This window comes from Xanthomonas sp. WHRI 8393, from assembly GCF_040203315.1.
Lineage (GTDB): Bacteria > Pseudomonadota > Gammaproteobacteria > Xanthomonadales > Xanthomonadaceae > Xanthomonas > Xanthomonas arboricola.
On record NZ_JBEGGL010000001.1, the window covers coordinates 847,929 to 864,830 of the forward strand.

General features: G+C 67.5%; 11 protein-coding genes. 8 read left to right on the forward strand and 3 right to left on the reverse strand.

The window, feature by feature from the left end:
* Positions 1–176: 176 nt before the first annotated feature.
* Together ABQ137_RS03650 and ABQ137_RS03655 are read right to left on the reverse strand one after the other, a co-directional pair.
* Positions 177–2,309 carry a methyl-accepting chemotaxis protein gene (locus ABQ137_RS03650; RefSeq protein ID WP_179465000.1) on the reverse strand — a complete coding sequence of 711 codons (2,133 nt, stop codon included), beginning with the start codon at positions 2,307–2,309 and terminating at the stop codon, positions 177–179.
* 307 nt (positions 2,310–2,616) lie between these two features.
* Positions 2,617–4,059 carry a cellulase family glycosylhydrolase gene (locus ABQ137_RS03655; RefSeq protein WP_349781211.1) on the reverse strand — a complete coding sequence of 481 codons (1,443 nt, stop codon included), beginning with the start codon at positions 4,057–4,059 and terminating at the stop codon, positions 2,617–2,619.
* Positions 4,060–4,270: 211 nt separating this feature from the next.
* Here ABQ137_RS03655 and ABQ137_RS03660 point away from each other — a divergent pair, with 211 nt between their 5' ends.
* The 8 genes from ABQ137_RS03660 (at position 4,271) to hemC (ending at position 15,436) form a co-directional block, all read left to right on the forward strand.
* Positions 4,271–5,758 (forward strand): SulP family inorganic anion transporter, encoded by a 1,488-nt coding sequence (locus tag ABQ137_RS03660; RefSeq protein ID WP_104594039.1) that lies wholly within the window; start codon positions 4,271–4,273, stop codon positions 5,756–5,758.
* 228 nt (positions 5,759–5,986) lie between these two features.
* Positions 5,987–6,967 (forward strand): GGDEF domain-containing protein, encoded by a 981-nt coding sequence (locus tag ABQ137_RS03665; RefSeq protein ID WP_180968862.1) that lies wholly within the window; start codon positions 5,987–5,989, stop codon positions 6,965–6,967.
* Between the two features lie 146 nt (positions 6,968–7,113).
* The gene (locus tag ABQ137_RS03670; RefSeq protein WP_179465001.1) at positions 7,114–8,742 is read left to right on the forward strand and encodes a M28 family metallopeptidase; all 1,629 of its coding nucleotides are present in this window, start codon (positions 7,114–7,116) and stop codon (positions 8,740–8,742) included.
* Between the two features lie 1,066 nt (positions 8,743–9,808).
* The gene (mdoH, locus tag ABQ137_RS03675; protein WP_039811277.1) at positions 9,809–11,746 is read left to right on the forward strand and encodes a glucans biosynthesis glucosyltransferase MdoH; all 1,938 of its coding nucleotides are present in this window, start codon (positions 9,809–9,811) and stop codon (positions 11,744–11,746) included.
* A 176-nt stretch (positions 11,747–11,922) separates the two neighbouring features.
* Positions 11,923–12,588: an alpha/beta hydrolase gene (locus ABQ137_RS03680; protein ID WP_126965505.1), complete on the forward strand. Its 666-nt coding sequence runs from the start codon at positions 11,923–11,925 to the stop codon at positions 12,586–12,588.
* Positions 12,589–12,592: 4 nt separating this feature from the next.
* Complete coding sequence (locus tag ABQ137_RS03685; protein WP_024937790.1) at positions 12,593–13,645, forward strand: sensor histidine kinase; 1,053 nt, start codon at positions 12,593–12,595, stop codon at positions 13,643–13,645.
* A 32-nt stretch (positions 13,646–13,677) separates the two neighbouring features.
* On the forward strand, positions 13,678–14,409 hold the full coding sequence (locus ABQ137_RS03690) for a LytR/AlgR family response regulator transcription factor (RefSeq protein ID WP_016903806.1): 732 nt from the start codon (positions 13,678–13,680) through the stop codon (positions 14,407–14,409).
* 112 nt (positions 14,410–14,521) lie between these two features.
* Complete coding sequence (hemC, locus tag ABQ137_RS03695; protein ID WP_065032133.1) at positions 14,522–15,436, forward strand: hydroxymethylbilane synthase; 915 nt, start codon at positions 14,522–14,524, stop codon at positions 15,434–15,436.
* 468 nt (positions 15,437–15,904) lie between these two features.
* Here hemC and ABQ137_RS03700 read toward each other — a convergent pair whose 3' ends face one another.
* Positions 15,905–16,705, reverse strand: a complete 801-nt coding sequence (locus tag ABQ137_RS03700; RefSeq protein WP_104569115.1) for a DUF481 domain-containing protein — start codon at positions 16,703–16,705, stop codon at positions 15,905–15,907.
* Positions 16,706–16,902: the final 197 nt, after the last annotated feature.

The following is a 16,902-nucleotide window of genomic DNA, read 5'->3' on the forward strand; positions in this document are numbered from 1 at the left end:
GCGGTCTGGTCAGCTTTTTTTGATCCGATGACGCGCCTGTTCTGTGCAGATGCGGCTTTCGGGCACGCTTATCCGAATCCCCGCTCCGCGCCCCAGCCCACGGTTGCGTCACGCGCGCCAGTGGCGCGCATGCCGTGCTTTCGCGCTCGCAGGGGGAGGCGCTCTACATCCCTCAATCAAGCCGCCTGCACCACCGAGCGCCGTTGCGTCAGCGCAGCCTGCTCCGGCACCAACCGGAACACTGCCACTGCGCGGGTCAAATCCGCCGCCTGGTCTTCCATGCTGCGTGCCGCAGCGGTGGCTTCTTCCACCAGTGCCGCGTTCTGCTGGGTCATTTCATCCAGCTGCATCACCGTGGTGCTGACCTGCTCGATGCCGGCGCTTTGCTCGGTGCTGGCGGCGGTGATCTCGGCCATGATGTCGGTCACCCGCTGCACCGAGCTGACCACCTCGGTCATCGTGCTGCCGGCCTGTTGCACCAGGTCCGAGCCCTGCGCCACTTTTTCCACAGAATCGGAGATCAGCTGCTTGATCTCCTTGGCCGCGCCGGCCGAACGCTGTGCCAGCGCGCGCACTTCGGTGGCTACCACCGCAAATCCGCGGCCCTGTTCGCCGGCGCGTGCCGCTTCCACCGCCGCGTTCAAGGCCAGGATGTTGGTCTGGAACGCGATGCCGTCGATCACTCCAATGATGTCGGAGATCCGTGCCGACGATTGCGTGATCGCCTGCATGGTGCTGACCACTTCCTGCACCACGCGGCCGCCGCTTTCGGCCACTTCGCCGGTGCCCTTGACCAGCTGATTGGCCTGGCGCGCGTTGTCGGCGTTCTGGCGCACGGTGGAGGTGAGTTCTTCCATCGACGCGGCGGTTTCTTCCAGGTTCGCCGCCTGGTGCTCGGTGCGTGTGGACAGGTCGGCATTGCCGCTGGCGATCTCGCCGGCGGCGGTGTTGATCATCTCGGCCGAGTGCTGGATGCCCTGCACGATGGTGGTCAGCTGGATCGCCGTGCGGTTGGCCGCATTGGCCAGGCGGCCGAATGCGCCCTCGTAATGCGATTCCACCCGCTGCGACAGATCGCCATCGGCAATCGCGGCCATGATGCGGCCGACATCGTCCAGGCCTGCATCGGCCTGCTGCATCAGGCGGTTCAGTGCCTGCACCATTTCGGCGAATGCGAATTGGTAGCGCGCCTGCTCGCCGCGTGCGGAGAAATCGCCGCGTGCGGCCGCGTCGGCCAGGCGTGCGATGTCGCTGTTGATCGCCGACAGGTTGCTCTTCACCGTGTCCAACGCTTCGTGCAGCGCCGCGCGCTGGCCGGGCAGGCGACGCATGTCGCGGCGCAGATCGCCGCGGCCGTACTCGCCCATCAGGTCCATCGCCTCGTTGATGGCATCCAGATGCTCGAACACCACCGTGTTCACGCCATGCGCCAGGGTGCCGTAATCGCCGGGGAAATCCTCCGGAATGCGGTGCGCGATGTTCTCGCCCTGCTGCAGGCGGATCATGGTCTGCATCTCGCCGTTGAAGCGCTGCAACTGGGTCTGCATCTGCTGCATGCTGTGCATCAGCTGGCCGGTTTCGTCGCGCGATTCAACCCGGATATCGTTGTCGAAGCGGCCCGAGGCGATCGCCTCCGCGGTGCGCGATGCTGCCCGCAGCGGTGCGGCCATCGCCGAGGCGATCAACCAGCACAGGCCGATCACCATCGCCACCAAGGCGCCGCCGATCAGGGTCAGGGTGCGGGTGAAGCCCCAGGCCTGCACCTGGATGTCCTCGGCGTACACGCCCATCACCAATACCCAGTTCCAGGCCGGAAAGGTCTTGGCGTAGCTGATCTTGGGCAGCTGCTCCTGCTTGCCCGGCTTGGGCGCGTCGTAGTAACTGAAGCCGTCGCCGCGCTCGATCGCCGTCTTGATGTCGCGATAGACGTACTGCCCGGCATCGCTCTTGTAGTCGCTCATGTCGGTGCCGACGGCGCGCTTGGGATGCATCAGGATGCGCATCTGCGGGTCGACGATGAAGAAGTAATCCACCCCGTCGTTGGTGCGCATGTCCGCCAGCGTGGTGCGTGCAGCTTCCTTGGCCTGTTCGACCGTCAGTTCGCCAGCCTTGGCCTTGTCTGCGTAGTGCTGCATCACGGTCAGGCCCATCTCCACCTCGGTCTTGACGCTGAGCTTGCGCGCCTCGATCAGGTCCAGGTATTGCAGGCGGGCCGCGGCCACTGCCAGCAGGATCACGCCCACCGTCAACAAGCTGCACAACAGCACGAACTTGCGGGTAAGCGGGAGATTGGCAACGTGACGACGCAACAGGGAGACAACAGGCATGGCAACGGCATCCAGAACGCGCGTAGGGCGCTATGTCATGAATAGCGGCTGATTCACATGCGGGTTGAATGCTAATTGCGGCAGCGTCCGCTTGCGGCAGCTGCAATGTAGGAGCGCCCCCGGGCGCGATGGGGCGTTATCGATAACGCTTCATCGCGTCCGGGGGCGCTCCTGCAAGGTCATGGGCATCGATCCAGCGATCGATGGGTGACGCGACATTGGTGACTTGCAGACTGTCGGCAGCTTGCAAGGTAATGGCGGACACGCACTACGTGCCCGCCGTATTGCATCAGCCGGCCGCGCAGAAGCCGAATTCGGCCGTCGCACCGGCGGCCAGGGTGCGGTTGAAGTCCACCCCGCTGGCCTTGAGCGTGCTGCCGCTCTGCGACCAGGTGACGTTCCAGGCGTTGTTGACAGTGCCGGTGACCGGCAGCGCGATCGCCCAGGTGCCGCTGGCGGTGCCGGTGTTGGTGACCTGCACGCGGTTGCAGTAGCCACCGTTCCACTGGCTGTCCACGCTCACCTTGGTGCTGAAGCTGCCGCTGGGCGTCGGCGTCGGCGTCGGTGTTGGAGTTGGCGTGGGCGTCGGAGTGGGAGTAGGCGTCGGCGTGGTGCTGCTCACCGTGCCCCACAGCGTCCGCAGCAGCGCCATCTTGTCTTCGCGCACGCTGGTCCAGTCGTCGCGCAGGATGCCGCCGGTGTCGCCGCTGTTGGGATTCCACGACCAGTAGAAGCCCTCGTTGATGCCCTTGCTGCGCAGGTACTTCACCAGCGCGTCCTGCCAGACCTTGTCGCGTGCGTCGCCTTGGCCGTACTTGCCGCCGAATTCGCCCAGCAGCAGCGCATATGTGCCGGCGAACTGGCCGAAGTGGCGGTCCCAGATCGCCGGCATGTTGTTGGGGAATTTGCTGTCGTTGAAGTACGCCTGCGCGTACACGTCCGGCCCGTAGACATGCGGTGCCAGCAGCAGCCGGTTGGCCGGAATGTTCAGCGGGGTGCAGGCCAGCGGCTGCAGGTTGCCGCCCCAGAAGATGCCGCCATTGGTCGAGCAGACCGGATTGTCGGTAATGCCTTCCACCGCGATGATCCACTTCGGCGCCACCGCCAGCACCGCGGCCGAACCGCGCTCGGCGGCCTTGTTCCAGTCGGTGGCCGCGTTGCCGGTGCCCCAGGTGGCGGCACCGTGCGGCTCGTTCTTCAGGTCCAGGCCGATCACGCTGGGCACGTTCTTGTAGCGGTTGGCGACAAAGCGCAGATCGTCCAGCCACTGCGCTTCGGAATACGAGCCGGTATACCAGAGCTCGGAGATGGCGGCGCAATCGGGGGTGTGGTGATCCAGCAGCACATACATGCCGCGCGCGTTGAATTCGTTGATCACCTTGTCCAGGATCTGCAGCGAGCTCAGGCCCTGCAGATCGGCATTGAGGCTGTAATCGATGCTGGTCGGCATCGTGCTGCTGCGCAGGGTGGCCGGGCAGAACGGCAGACGCACGGCGTTGAAGCCCAGGCCCTGCATCTGGTTGATCATGTCCTTCCAGTTGCGTGCCCACAGACCGTGCATGACATGGTTGCCGGTCTCGAAGCCGAACACGTTGACGCCCTTGAGCTGGACCACCTTGCCGCTGTCGTCGACAATCTTGTTGTTGCTGATGGAGTAGCTGAAGGCCGGTGCGGCGGTGAGCGCCAGCGCGGTGGCCAGTGCGAGCGTACTGGCAGTCCTGAAAATGGACATGGTGATCTCCCTAGCGAACCCGGCTCGACACCCGAACCCGGTGAGGGGGGCATCTTGGTCCGCAGCCGCATCGTTTGGCGTGATCCGGACCACAGAAAGGCGCATTGCCGCACCGGTCACACGCAGGCTGCGGGCCGGGTCGCTTTCGCGCACACTATCGCCGCTGTCGCCTGTCCGCAGGCTGTCCTTTCTGTCCCCGGAGTGTCTTCCAATGTCCTTTCTGCGTGCCGAACTGGCGCAATGGCGCGCCTCGCCTGCGCGCGAACTGATGGCCGGTGCGGTCGCTACCTTTGCGCTGATTCCCGAAGTGATCGCCTTTGCGTTCGTGGCCGGCGTCGACCCGCAAGTGGGGCTGTTCGCGTCGTTCGTGATCGGGATTGTCATCGCGTTCTTCGGCGGCCGCCCAGCGATGATTTCCGCTGCGGCCGGGTCGGTGGCCCTGGTGGCCGCACCGCTGGTGGCCGCACACGGCTTGCCCTATTTGCTGGCGGCCGGGCTGCTGGCCGGTGCGGTGCAGATCCTGTTCGGTCTGCTGCGGCTGGGCGTGCTGATGCGCTTTGTCAGCAGTTCGGTGCGTACCGGCTTCGTCAATGCGCTGGCGGTGCTGATCTTCGCCGCGCAGCTGCCGCATCTGCAGCACGCCAACCTGGCCACCTGGGGCATGTTGGCGTTGGGCCTGCTCATCATCTACGGCCTGCCGCGGCTGCCGCTGCCGGGCGTGTCGGCGATTCCTTCGCCGCTGCTGTGCATCCTGGTGCTGACGGTGCTGGGATCAGCGTTGCACCTGCCACTGGAGACGGTGGCCGATCTGGGCAAGCTGCCTAACGCGCTGCCGGTCCTGCAATGGCCGGCGGTGCCGCTGACGCTGGAGACCTTGCGCATCATCGCCCTGCCGGCGCTGGCCATCGCGATGGTGGGGCTGCTCGAATCGCTGATGACCGCACGCGTGGTCGACGAACTCACCGACACCCCGAGCAACAAGAACCGCGAGTGCACCGGGCTGGGTCTGGCCAACACCGCGGCCAGCCTGTTCGGCGGCATCGCCGGCTGCGGCATGATCGGGCAGACCGTGGGCAACGTGAAATACGGCGGGCGCGGCCGTCTCTCCACCCTGTTCGCCGGGGTGTTCCTGCTGATCCTGATGGTGCTGCTCAAGCCGTGGGTCTCGCAGGTACCGGTGATCGCGCTGGTGGCGATCATGGTGATGGTCTCGGCCGAGACCTTCGACTGGCGTTCGCTGCGCACCGTGGTCACCCATCCGCGCACCTCCAGCGTGGTGATGCTGGCCACCGTGGCGGTGACCCTGGTCACCCGCAACCTGGCCGCCGGGGTGGCGGTGGGAGTGGTATTGAGCGGGGTGTTCTTCACCTTCAAGGTGGCCGGGCTGCTGCAGATCACGCACAGCGACGGCGACGACGGCGTGCGTACCTACCACGTGCGCGGGCAGGTGTTCTTCGCCTCGGCCGACGTGTTCATCGACGCCTTCGACGCGCGCCAGGTGCCCGGCCGCGCAGTGGTGATCGACGTCGGCCGCGCGCATTTCTGGGACATCACCGCGGTGGCGGCGCTGGACAAAGTGGTGCAGCGGCTGCGTCATCACGCGCTGGACGTCCAGGTCAAAGGGCTGAATGCCGGCAGCCGGCGTCTGATGCAGGCGCACGCGCTGGGCGACGATGCGCTGGAGTCCGCACTGCCGTAAGCGCGCTGGTGCGCCGGCCGGTCGTGCGCCTGCACATCCGTGTACGCCGGCTGGCCGTGCGCTGCGCCGGCCGGCGGGCGGACTCAAGTTCGCGCGTTCAGCGCCGATGAACCGGCATCGAGACTGCCGGTAACCCGTCGTGATGCCAGTGCGTTCCAGCCCGAGAGGTGTGCCCGCGTGCCGTGACCGGCGCTGCGGGCCTGCGTCTGCCCGCGGGATGGTGCGGCAATGACCACGGCACCGTTGCTGGAACGCATGGTGGACCTGACCGCCATCCGCGATGCCGATCTACTCGACCTCAGCCTGTTGCGCACCATGCGCGAGGTCTGCGCGTCCGAGGAACTGTCGTTGCTGCGCATCGCACCGGACGGCCGCACCATGGCCGAAACGCGGCTGCGCGAGGATGGCCGGCTGTCGCTGACGGTGGCCGACATCCACGACGCGCAGCTGCGCGCGCAACTGGCTGACCTGCATGGGCCGGGCGATGTGGTGCAGTTGCAGCAGGACGGCCGCGCGCTGCTGGTGTACCCGATGATGGAGGCACGCGGCATCCGCACCTGCCTGCGCGTGGGCGGCTCGCGCGCACCCGGCGCCGCCGAACAGGTGATGCTGCAGGGCTTTGCGCGCTTTTTCCAGAATTACCGCAGCCTGCTCGACGATGCCCAGCGCGATGCGTTGACCGGCCTGCGCAACCGCAAGACCTTCGACGATGTGATCCTGCGCCTGTTCGCCGGTGGTGCGGATGCAGCAGCCAGCGAAGGCGTGTGGCTGGGGATCGTGGACATCGATCACTTCAAGCGCGTCAACGACAGCTTCGGCCACTTGTACGGCGACGAGGTGCTGTTGCTGGTTGCGCAGTTGATGCAGCGCTGCTTCCGCCAGGACGATCTGCTGTTCCGCTTCGGCGGCGAGGAGTTCGTGATCGTGTTGCGCGGCGTGGACCGCGACATCGCGGTGAGCCTGTTCGAGCGTTTCCGTATGGCGGTGGCCGAGCAGGTGTTTCCGCAGGTCGGCAAGGTCACGCTCAGCACTGGCATCGTCGAGCTCACCGACGGCCAGTTGATCAGCCAGTTGCTCGACGAGGCCGACAAGGCGCTGTACTGGGCAAAGCAGCACGGCCGCAATCGCACCGAGGTGTACGCCGAACTGGTGGCCAGCGGAAAGATGCAGCAGGTCGCCCAGCAGGTCGGCAGCGTCGATCTGTTCTGAGCGGCAGTGGCGCTGGCGCGACGGCATGCATCGCCCGCTGCCGTGCACACCCGATCGAACGCCGCAGTAGCTACACTCCAGGGCTGTTCGGACACTACCTGGGTGCTGCAGTGAAGCGAGTTGTTACCAAACGCGTTGCAATGGGAATGCTGGCGATGGCGGTCTCGACCGCACTGATGGCGGCGACGCCGAGCTTCGATGGCGCGCGCATCTCGCGCGACGTCAAGGAGCTGTCCTCCGATGCCTATGAAGGCCGTGGCCCGGCCACCGCCGGCGAGGAAAAGACCATTGCCTACCTGAGCAAGCAGTTCGCAGACGCCGGCCTGCAGCCGGGCGGCGACCTGACCGACGGCAAGCGCGCCTGGACCCAGGCGGTGCCGCTGCGCCGCGCCGATATCGTCGGCACGCCGACCATCGCCCTGCAGCACGCCGGCAAGCCGCAGGCGCTGACCCAGGGCAAGCAGATCGCCATCCGCGCCGCGCTGGACGGCTCGTCCAAGGTCGACATCGCCAACGCACCGCTGGTGTTCGTCGGCTACGGCGTCAAGGCGCCGGAGCGTGACTGGGACGACTTCAAGGGTGTGGACCTGAAGGGCAAGATCGCGGTGGTGCTGATCAACGACCCGGATTTCGAAACTGGCAAGGGCGCCTTCGACGGCGCCGGCATGACCTACTACGGCCGCTGGACCTACAAGTACGAAGAAGGCGCCCGCCAGGGCGCGCTCGGCGTGCTGGTGGTGCACGAAACCGCGCCCGCCTCCTATGGCTGGGACACCGTGGCCAGCTCCAACACCAACACCATGTTCGACGTGGTGCGCGACAACCCGCGCGCCGCGCATCCCACCCTGGAAGGCTGGATCCAGCGCGATCTGGCCGCCGACCTGTTCAAGCAGGCCGGGCTGGATTTCGACACCTTGAAGAAGCAGGCGCAGACGCGTGGCTTCAAGCCGGTGGAACTCAAGGGCCAGGGGCTGAGCGCCAGCTACCAGGTCAAATCCGACGTGATCACCTCGCACAACGTGGTCGCACGGCTGCCAGGCAGCACGCATCCGGATGAAACGCTGATCTACAGCGCGCATTGGGACCACATCGGCGTCGGCAAGCCGGACGCACGCGGTGACACCATCTTCAACGGCGCGCTGGACAACGCCAGCGGCACCGCCGCACTGCTGGAGCTGGCGCGCGGCTTTGCCGCCGGCCCCAAGCCGCAGCGCTCGGTGGTGTTCCTGGCGGTCACCGCCGAAGAAAAGGGCCTGCTGGGCTCGGAGTTCTACGCCTCCAAGCCGCTGTATCCGCTGGACACCACCGTGGCGGTGATCAACATGGACGGCATGAGCCCGTTCGTACCATCGCGCGATTTCGGCATCTACGGCACCGCAAAACTCGAATTGCTCGATCAGCTCAAGACCGTCGCCGGCCAGTGGAAGCTGCGCTACACGCCCGATCCCAAGCCGCAGGCGGGGTACTTCTTCCGCTCGGACCATTTCTCCTTCGCCAAGCGTGGCGTGCCGGCGCTGTCGTATGCGGCCGGGCAGGATTGGGAAGTGGGCGGCGTGGCCGCGGGCAAGGCCGCCTCCGACGACTACACCGCCAAGCGCTACCATCAGCAGGGCGACGAGTGGAAGCCGGACTGGACCTTCGCCGGCGCCGCGCGCGATCTGGGCGTGCTGTACGCGCTGGGCCAACAGCTGGCCGATTCGCGCCAGTGGCCGAACTGGAGCAACGATTCGGAGTTCCGCGCCACCCGCGACGCCAGCGAGGCTGCGCGCAAGTAACACCGGCCGCTATGGCGGCAGCGCTTCCGTCAGGCGGCGCTGCTGCTGTTCGATGCGGCATGTGCGCATGCCGCCTCCTGCCTGCAGCCATGTGCCCGGTGCTTGCAGGTCTGGTCGGCTAGTTCAAGGCCGAGGCCGCGGGCGTCTGCGCGCGCTCGGGTGCCACGCATGCGTCGCTCGCAGAGCGGCTGATAGGAGGGTTGGTCCCTTGGGCCAGTGCTCACTCACGGGCGAGTGACGAAGGCGCGGAGCGGTTGATCTGCGCCTTGGCTGCAAGGCCCTTGCCCGCCCACCATCGCGGGACACGCCGCAGGTACGTCCGTGTAGGCTTTTACGCGGCATCCATGCCGCGTAAGGTCCCGCGACGCTGGGCGGGCAAGGACCACCGGAGATGGTCGGTGGGCACGGTGCAAGCAGGGCACGATGCATTCAACGACGCGGCTCAACGTCTTATGTCCATCGCTCGACCAACAGCTTTTCACCTGGCCACCGACCAACTCCCCGGTGCGGTGTCCTTGCCGGCGATTACAGGCGCAACGCAGCCTTCGTGTACTGCGCCGACGTGGGCCAAGCCCGACATCGCTTATTCCGATGCACCGTGACGCGCGGCAGAATGCCTTAGAACCGCTCAGCCCGTCGCCTTGATCGCGCGCCGGCAGGCTGGCGCTGCAACCGATTGCAGGTCCTGGCACATCACTTGCAGTTGTCTGACATGACAGTGCGGTTTGCCGCCCGTGACAGCACGCGTGCCAGGCTGCAATCTGTTGGGGTAGCGTTCGGTCGCTGCGGCGTAGTCTGCCGCGCGGTCCTCGTCGGGTGGGGCGAAGACTGCAGCGCGGCCTTCGTTTCCTTTAACGGTCGATTCTTTAAGATGAGCCGCGACGTCATCGTCGCAGCCAGGAGAGCTTGTGCATCGGAGTGGTCTTAGAGCTGCTAATTCTGCGACGTGGTCCCGCACTGCCGGGCTCGCCCGGACTGCGGTGCATGCGGCGACGTCGCCACGCGTAGCGGGTAGGGATCTCCCGCGTCAGCCCACACTGCCGCGATCGTGCGGCGGGCAGCCTTGATGGACGGCACTGTGACTCTTTCCCCCGCACCAACCGATCTTCCCCCCGTTTCCGCCCTCGACGCCGGCCAGCCCACGCTGCCACCGGAAGCGCCGCTGGCCATGCCCGAGCAATCCCTGCGCGAAGGCCGTCTGCAGGTGCCGCATCAGCGCACCGCGCCGGTCGGCATCGGCGTGCGGCGCTTCTATCTGATCGGCGGCACCTTCGCCACCACCGCCGTGGCGGTGTGGGTGATGCTCAGCGTGCTGTGGCCCGATGGCCTCAGCGTGCTGGAAGGCTGCCTGCTCGGCCTGTTCGTGCTGCTGTTTGCCTGGATCGCGATGTCCTTCGCCAGCGCGGTGGCCGGTTTCGTCACCGTGGTGGCGCGCGCCGGACGCAAGCTCGGCATCGACCCGGAAGCGCCGCTGCCGACCCTGCATACGCGCACCGCGTTGCTGATGCCCACCTATAACGAAGACCCGCGCCGGCTGCTGGCCGGCCTGCAGGCAATCTACGAATCGGTGGCCGAAACCGGCCAGCTGGAGCATTTCGACTTCTTCGTGCTCAGCGATACCACCCGCGAACACATCGGCCGTGCCGAAGAACTGGTGTACAACGAGCTGTGCGACCGCGTCGACGGACACGGGCGCATCTTCTACCGCCGCCGCGCCGACAATGCCGCGCGCAAGGCCGGCAATGTCGCCGACTGGGTGCGCCGTTTCGGCGGCAACTACCCGCAGATGCTGATCCTGGACGCCGACAGCGTGATGACCGGCGACACCATCGTGCGGCTGGTCGCCGGCATGGAAAACAACCCGGACGTGGGCCTGATCCAGACCCTGCCGGCGGTGGTCAACGGGCAGACCCTGTTCGCCCGCATGCAGCAGTTCGGCGGGCGCGTGTACGGGCCGATCATCGCCTTCGGCGTGGCCTGGTGGCACGGCGCCGAGAGCAACTACTGGGGCCACAACGCCATCATTCGCACCCAGGCCTTCGCCGATCACGCCGGCCTGCCGTCGCTGCGCGGGCGCAAGCCGTTCGGCGGGCATGTGCTCAGCCACGACTTCGTCGAGGCGGCGCTGATGCGGCGTGGCGGCTGGGCCATGCACATGGTGCCCTACCTGCAGGGCAGCTATGAGGAAGGCCCGCCCACGCTGACCGACCTGCTGATCCGCGACCGCCGCTGGTGCCAGGGCAACCTGCAGCACGCCAAGGTGGTCGGCGCCAAGGGCCTGCACTGGATCAGCCGCATGCACATGCTGATCGGCATCGGGCATTACTTCACTGCGCCGATGTGGGGCCTGCTGATGCTGATTGGCATCGGCATTCCGCTGGCCGGTGGCGGGATCGATCTGGCCGGCGACCTGCCGTTCTCGCCCGCCCGTTACTGGCATGGCAGCAGCCAGGGCAACGCGATCTGGATCTTCGTCTGCACCATGTTCGTGCTGCTGGCGCCCAAGCTGCTGGGCTATATCGCGCTGCTGCTCAACCCGCGCGAGTTGCGCGCCTGCGGCGGCGCGATCCGCGCGCTGCTGAGCATCCTGCTGGAAACCGTGCTGGCGGCGCTGATGGCGCCGGTGGTGATGTACCTGCAGTCGCGCGGCGTGTTCGAGGTACTGGCCGGCAAGGATTCGGGTTGGGATGCGCAGGTGCGCGACGACGGCAAGCTGTCGTGGCCGGCGCTGTTGCGCAGCTACGGCGGGCTGACCGTGTTCGGCCTGTTCATGGGCGCGGTGGCCTATACGGTGTCGCCATCGCTGGCGGCCTGGATGGCGCCAGTGATCGTGGGCATGGCGGTGTCGATCCCGGTGGTGGCTGTGACCTCGTTGCGCCGCACCGGCCTGGCCCTGCGCCGCGCCGGCATCTTCTGCATTCCCGAAGAGCTCGATCCGCCCAAGGTACTGGTGCGTGCGGCCGAGCTGCGCCGTGCCGCCGCGCTGGAGCCGTCGCTGATCTGAGCGCGCAGGCGGCGCATGGCTGGATCGGTGCGCGTTGCGATCTGCGCGTCTGTCGCGCCGGGGCAGCGGCGCGCACCAAGCGGCAAGAGCGGTCGGGCTGTCCGGCTCGGCCGGCCCGTGATCGGTCTGGCCGATGGCGCAAGGCATAATGCTCGGCCCGCAAGCGGAGCTGCACAATGCTGGAAGTGATCGAACGCGAGACCGGAACGAACCCGCAATGGACCGTGCTGTGGCTGCACGGCCTGGGCGCCGATGGCAGCGACTTCGCCCCGATGGTGCCGGAACTGGTGCGCCCGGACTGGCCGGCGCTGCGCTTCGTGTTTCCGCATGCGCCGATCCGCCCGATCACCATCAACAACGGCGTGCGCATGCGCGGCTGGTACGACATCGTCGGCATGGATTTCGCCACACGCGCCGACAAGGCCGGCATCGCCGAATCGGTGGCCCAGGTCGAGGCATTGATCGCCCATGAGCAATCCCGCGGCATCGCCCTCGAGCGCATGTTGCTGGCCGGGTTCTCGCAAGGCGGCGCGGTGACCCTGGCGGTCGGACTGCAGCGCAGCGTACCGCTGGCCGGGTTGATCGCCCTGTCCACCTATCTGCCCGAGCCGGCGGCGGCCGCCAGCCAGCTGCAGCCGGTCGCTGCCCGCCAACCTGTGTTCATGGCCCACGGCACCGCCGACCCGGTGGTGCCGTTCGGTGCCGGCCAGGCCAGCATGCAGACCCTGCGCACGCTCGGTTTCGAACTGGACTGGCACACCTACCCAATGGGCCACCAGGTCTGCCTGGAAGAAATCGAGGCCTTGCGCACCTGGATGCAGGCGCGCTTCACCGCCGCCTGAGGCCATGGCCCAGCACGCGCCCCAGACCGCCTGGATGCCGGACCTGTGCCGGCTGCCGCGGTTGGGCGCCATGCTGGGCCTGGCCGAACTGGTGGTGCTGGTGGTGACCCTGGTGCCCGACGCCGGTGCGGCGCGCAGTATCACCCTGTCGCGCTTTGTCTCTGCCAGCGGCCTGGCGCTATGGCTGGCGCTGGCGGTCAGCGTGCTGCTATGCGTCCTGCGGCCGGCGTTGTCGCGGCTGCCGCCACGGGTGGGCGGGCTGGCCGCGCTGTCGATCGCCGCGGTGGTGGCGATGCTCGGCGCCGGAATCGTGCACGCCCTGTACGCGGCGCTCGACCAGGCCCCGCTCGGTCCCCTGGTCGGCTTCTGGCGCTTCACCCTGGGCAGCGCGGCGACGGTGGTGCTGATCACCGCGCTGGCATTGCGCTACTTCTACGTCAGCGACCGCTGGGAAGCGCAGGTGCAGGCCAATGCGCGTGCCCAGGCCGATGCCTTGCAGGCACGCATCCGTCCGCATTTCCTGTTCAACAGCATGAATCTCATCGCCAGCCTGTTGCGCCGCGACCCGGTCGTGGCCGAGCAGGCGGTGCTGGACCTGTCGGATCTGTTCCGCGCCGCGCTCGGTGCCGGCGAAGGCATGTCCAGCCTGCGTGCCGAATGCGAACTGGCCGAACGCTACCTGGCGATCGAATCGCTGCGCCTGGGCGAGCGCCTGCAGGTGCGCTGGCACCGGCAGGAGCCGTTGCCGTGGGAGCTGCCGATGCCGCGCCTGGTGCTGCAGCCGCTGGTGGAAAACGCCGTGCTGCACGGCGTCTCGCGCATGCCCGAGGGCGGCACGCTGTACCTGTCGCTGCGCCAGCGCGGCAACCAGTTGCAGATCCGTATCGTCAATCCGGCCCCGCAGCCGGGCACCCAGTTGCCGCTGGTGGCCGGGGCCGGGCATGCCCAGGCCAGCATCTCGCACCGGCTGGCGTTCCAGTTCGGTGCCGGTGCACGGATGGCGGCCAGCTGGGCCGAGGGCTACTATGCCTGTGAGATCACATTGCCGCTGTCGTGACGGGGGAGTCGCTGCAGCGAAGGGGGATGTCCATGACGGCCACGCAAGTGCGGGTGCTGATCGCCGATGACGAGCCGCTGGCGCGCGAGCGCCTGCGCCTGCTGCTGGGCGAACATCCGCATGTCGAAGTGATCGGCGAGGCCGAAAACGGCCAGCAGGTGTTGCAGCAGTGCCATCACCTGCATCCGGACCTGGTGTTGCTGGACATCGCCATGCCCGGCGTCGACGGCCTGGAAACCGCGCGCCTGCTGCGCCAGAGCCAGCCGCAACCGGCGGTGGTGTTCTGCACCGCCTACGACCAGCACGCATTGTCGGCCTTCGATGCCGCCGCGCTGGACTACCTGATGAAACCGGTGCGCCCCGAACGCCTGGCCGCCGCGCTGGAAAAGGTGGCCACCTTCCTGGCCGGGCGCGCGCCCAGCGCCACGCCGCCGCCGTTGCGCACGCATCTGTGCGCACGCCTGCGTGGCAGCCTGCGGCTGATCGCCATCGGCGACATCCGCTACCTGCAGGCCGAGGAAAAGTACGTCATCGTCCACCACGCCCGCGGCGAGGACCTGATCGAAGAGTCGCTCAAATCGCTGGAAGACGAATTCGCCGACCGCCTGGTGCGCATCCACCGCAATTGCCTGGTCGCGCGCGCCGAGCTGGTGGAACTGCGCCGCAGCGGCGATGGCCAGGTGCACGCGGTACTGCGCAACGTGCCGCACCCGCTGGAAGTGAGCCGCCGCTGCGTGGCCAGCCTGCGCGAGCAACTGCGTTAGGGCGTGACCTGTCACGTGTGGTGAGGTGCGTTGCTCGGTCGCGGCAATGTGCTGCGGGCGCCGGCGTGCGCTCCAGGTAGGAGTTACGCGCCCGGTCCGTGATAATGGCCCGATGACCACGCTCCGCATCGCTACCCGTAAGAGCCCGCTCGCCCTCTGGCAGAGCGAACACGTCGCCGCCGCGCTGCGCCAGCACCACCCCGGGCTGGAGGTCGCGCTGGTGCCGATGAGCACCCGCGGCGACGAGGTGCTGGACCGTTCGCTGGCCGCGATCGGCGGCAAGGGCCTGTTCCTGAAGGAGCTGGAGCTGGCGATGCTGCGCGGCGAGGCCGATTGCGCGGTGCATTCGCTCAAGGATGTGCCGATGGAGCTGGACGCGCCCTTCGTGCTGCCGGCGATCATGGAGCGCGGCGATGCCGCCGACGCATTGGTGTCCAATCTCTATGCCAACCTGCAGGCGCTGCCGTTGGGCGCCCGCGTGGGTACCTCCTCCTTGCGGCGTCAGGCGCAGCTGCGCGCGGCCCGCCCGGATCTGGAATTGATCGACCTGCGCGGCAACGTCAACACCCGCCTGGCCAGGCTCGATAACGGCGGTTACGACGCCATCGTGCTGGCCTGCGCCGGCCTGCAGCGGCTGGGCCTGGATGCGCGCATCACCGCGCGTCTGGACGTCCCGGACTGGTTGCCGGCACCGGCCCAGGGCGCGGTGGCGGTGGAATGCCGTGGCGACGATGCGCGTATCCATGGCCTGCTGGCAGTGCTGGACGCCGGCCGCACGCGCGCCTGCGTGGAAGCGGAGCGGGCGATGAATCGCGCGCTGCACGGCAGCTGCCATGTGCCGGTGGCGGCATTCGCGCGTTGGGAAGGGCAGGGCCTGTTCCTGCAGGGCATGGTCGGCAGCGCCAGCGATGGACGCCTGATCCACGCCGAGGCGCACGGCAGCGCTGACGACACCGAGGCCCTCGGCCGCCTGGTCGCGCAAGGCCTGTTCGACAAGGGCGCCGCGCAGCTGCTGGCCGAGCTGTAACGCGCCGTCGCGTCAACGTGTAACGCGACCGACATCGACGCCCAGGCGCAAGCTCCAGACCTGGCCGCTACGCACGCAATGCCCGCCCCCACGCAACCCCCGCTCTTCGTAGGAGCGGCCCTGGCCGCGAGAGGCTTTACCGGGAAAGCCCTCGCGGCCAGGTCCGCTCCTACCGCTCGCGGTTGCGTAGTCGAATGTCTGGGCCCGATTGACTGCCGCGTCGCGCAGGGGTCTGTCCGGCAAGCTGCGCTCTTCGTAGGAGCGGCCCCTGCCGCGAGAGGCTCTACCGGGAAAGCCCTCGCGGCCTACAGATTGCGGTTGCGTAGTCGAATGTCTGGGCCCATTGACCGCCGCGTCGCGCAGGGTCTGTCCAGCAAGCTGCGCTCTTCGTAGGAGCGGCCCCGGCCGCGAGAGGCTTTCCCGGGAAAGCCCTTCGCGGCCGGGGCCGCTCCTACAGATTGCGGGTGTTTACTTGAACGTATAGACCAGGTTGACCGTGGTCAGGGTGTCGGTCTTCTTGTCGCCGTCGCTGACCTCGCTGTTGTGGCGCATCTGCCAGGCGGCCTTGAGCGCGAAGTGCGAGTTCATGCTGACCTGCACGCCGAAATCGTTCTGCGCGTAGGTGTTGTATTCGCCCGATTCCACCAGCAGCGTGTTGATCAGGTCGGTGTTGTCGGTGACGGTGTACTTGAGGTCGAACAGCCCGCGCCCGATCAGGCCGGTCTCGTTGCGGTCTTCGTCGCTGTTGTGCGCGCGCCGGATACCCGGGCCGATCTGCGCATCCAGGTAGAAGCGGTCGGCATCGATCAGGCGCGTGCCGTAACCGATACCGAAGGTGGCCAGGCGGTCGTAGGTGGCAAAGTCGTCGTGTTCGTAACGGCCGGTGGCGGTGAGCTGGCGGTGCTCGCCCAACTGCAGCGCGCTGCCGGCGCTGCCGGTGTAGCGCTCGGCAGTGGTCTGGCGCTCGCGCGAGGTGCTGCCGTCGTCGTTGGTGTTGGTGTATTCGGAACTGGAGCGCAGCGCGGTGGCATCCAGGCTGTGGATCCAGTCGCCGTCGGTATAGCGCAGGCGGATCCGGCCATTGAGGCTGTCGGTGGTGCTGTTGCCGTGGGCGGCGGCATAGCCGAGCTCGCCACTGCTCCCGCCCCACGGCGACGGCATCACGGCTGCGGCAGGGTCCGCCGGGGCCGGTGCGACTGCCTGGGCCCAGACGGTGGGCGTGATCAACAACAGCGGCAGCAGGGCAGACAACGGGGCACGGCGGGACATGGGCGGCTCGCTTTGGAGGACAGGGGCGAAAGAGGGTGGAAGCGATTTCATGATAACGGACTGAGCGGCTGCGTCATGAGTAAGTGAACGCCGCGCTTCAGAAGGGGTTCGGGCGTCGGCTTGCGCAACGGCAGCGGCTGGCGCATCGCAACCAGGCCCGGCCTTCGCGCGCTGCAGGCCCGCGGCCCGCCCGCCCG

Coding starts and splice junctions, on each gene's coding strand:
- ABQ137_RS03690 (WP_016903806.1), top strand. CDS start 13,678: ATGACGGCCACGCAAGTGCGGGTGCTGATCGCCGATGACGAGCCGCTG.
- hemC (WP_065032133.1), top strand. CDS start 14,522: ATGACCACGCTCCGCATCGCTACCCGTAAGAGCCCGCTCGCCCTCTGG.
- ABQ137_RS03670 (WP_179465001.1), top strand. CDS start 7,114: ATGCTGGCGATGGCGGTCTCGACCGCACTGATGGCGGCGACGCCGAGC.
- ABQ137_RS03665 (WP_180968862.1), top strand. CDS start 5,987: ATGACCACGGCACCGTTGCTGGAACGCATGGTGGACCTGACCGCCATC.
- ABQ137_RS03655 (WP_349781211.1), bottom strand. CDS start 4,059: ATGTCCATTTTCAGGACTGCCAGTACGCTCGCACTGGCCACCGCGCTG.
- ABQ137_RS03680 (WP_126965505.1), top strand. CDS start 11,923: ATGCTGGAAGTGATCGAACGCGAGACCGGAACGAACCCGCAATGGACC.
- ABQ137_RS03685 (WP_024937790.1), top strand. CDS start 12,593: ATGGCCCAGCACGCGCCCCAGACCGCCTGGATGCCGGACCTGTGCCGG.
- ABQ137_RS03660 (WP_104594039.1), top strand. CDS start 4,271: ATGTCCTTTCTGCGTGCCGAACTGGCGCAATGGCGCGCCTCGCCTGCG.
- ABQ137_RS03700 (WP_104569115.1), bottom strand. CDS start 16,705: ATGTCCCGCCGTGCCCCGTTGTCTGCCCTGCTGCCGCTGTTGTTGATC.
- mdoH (WP_039811277.1), top strand. CDS start 9,809: ATGGACGGCACTGTGACTCTTTCCCCCGCACCAACCGATCTTCCCCCC.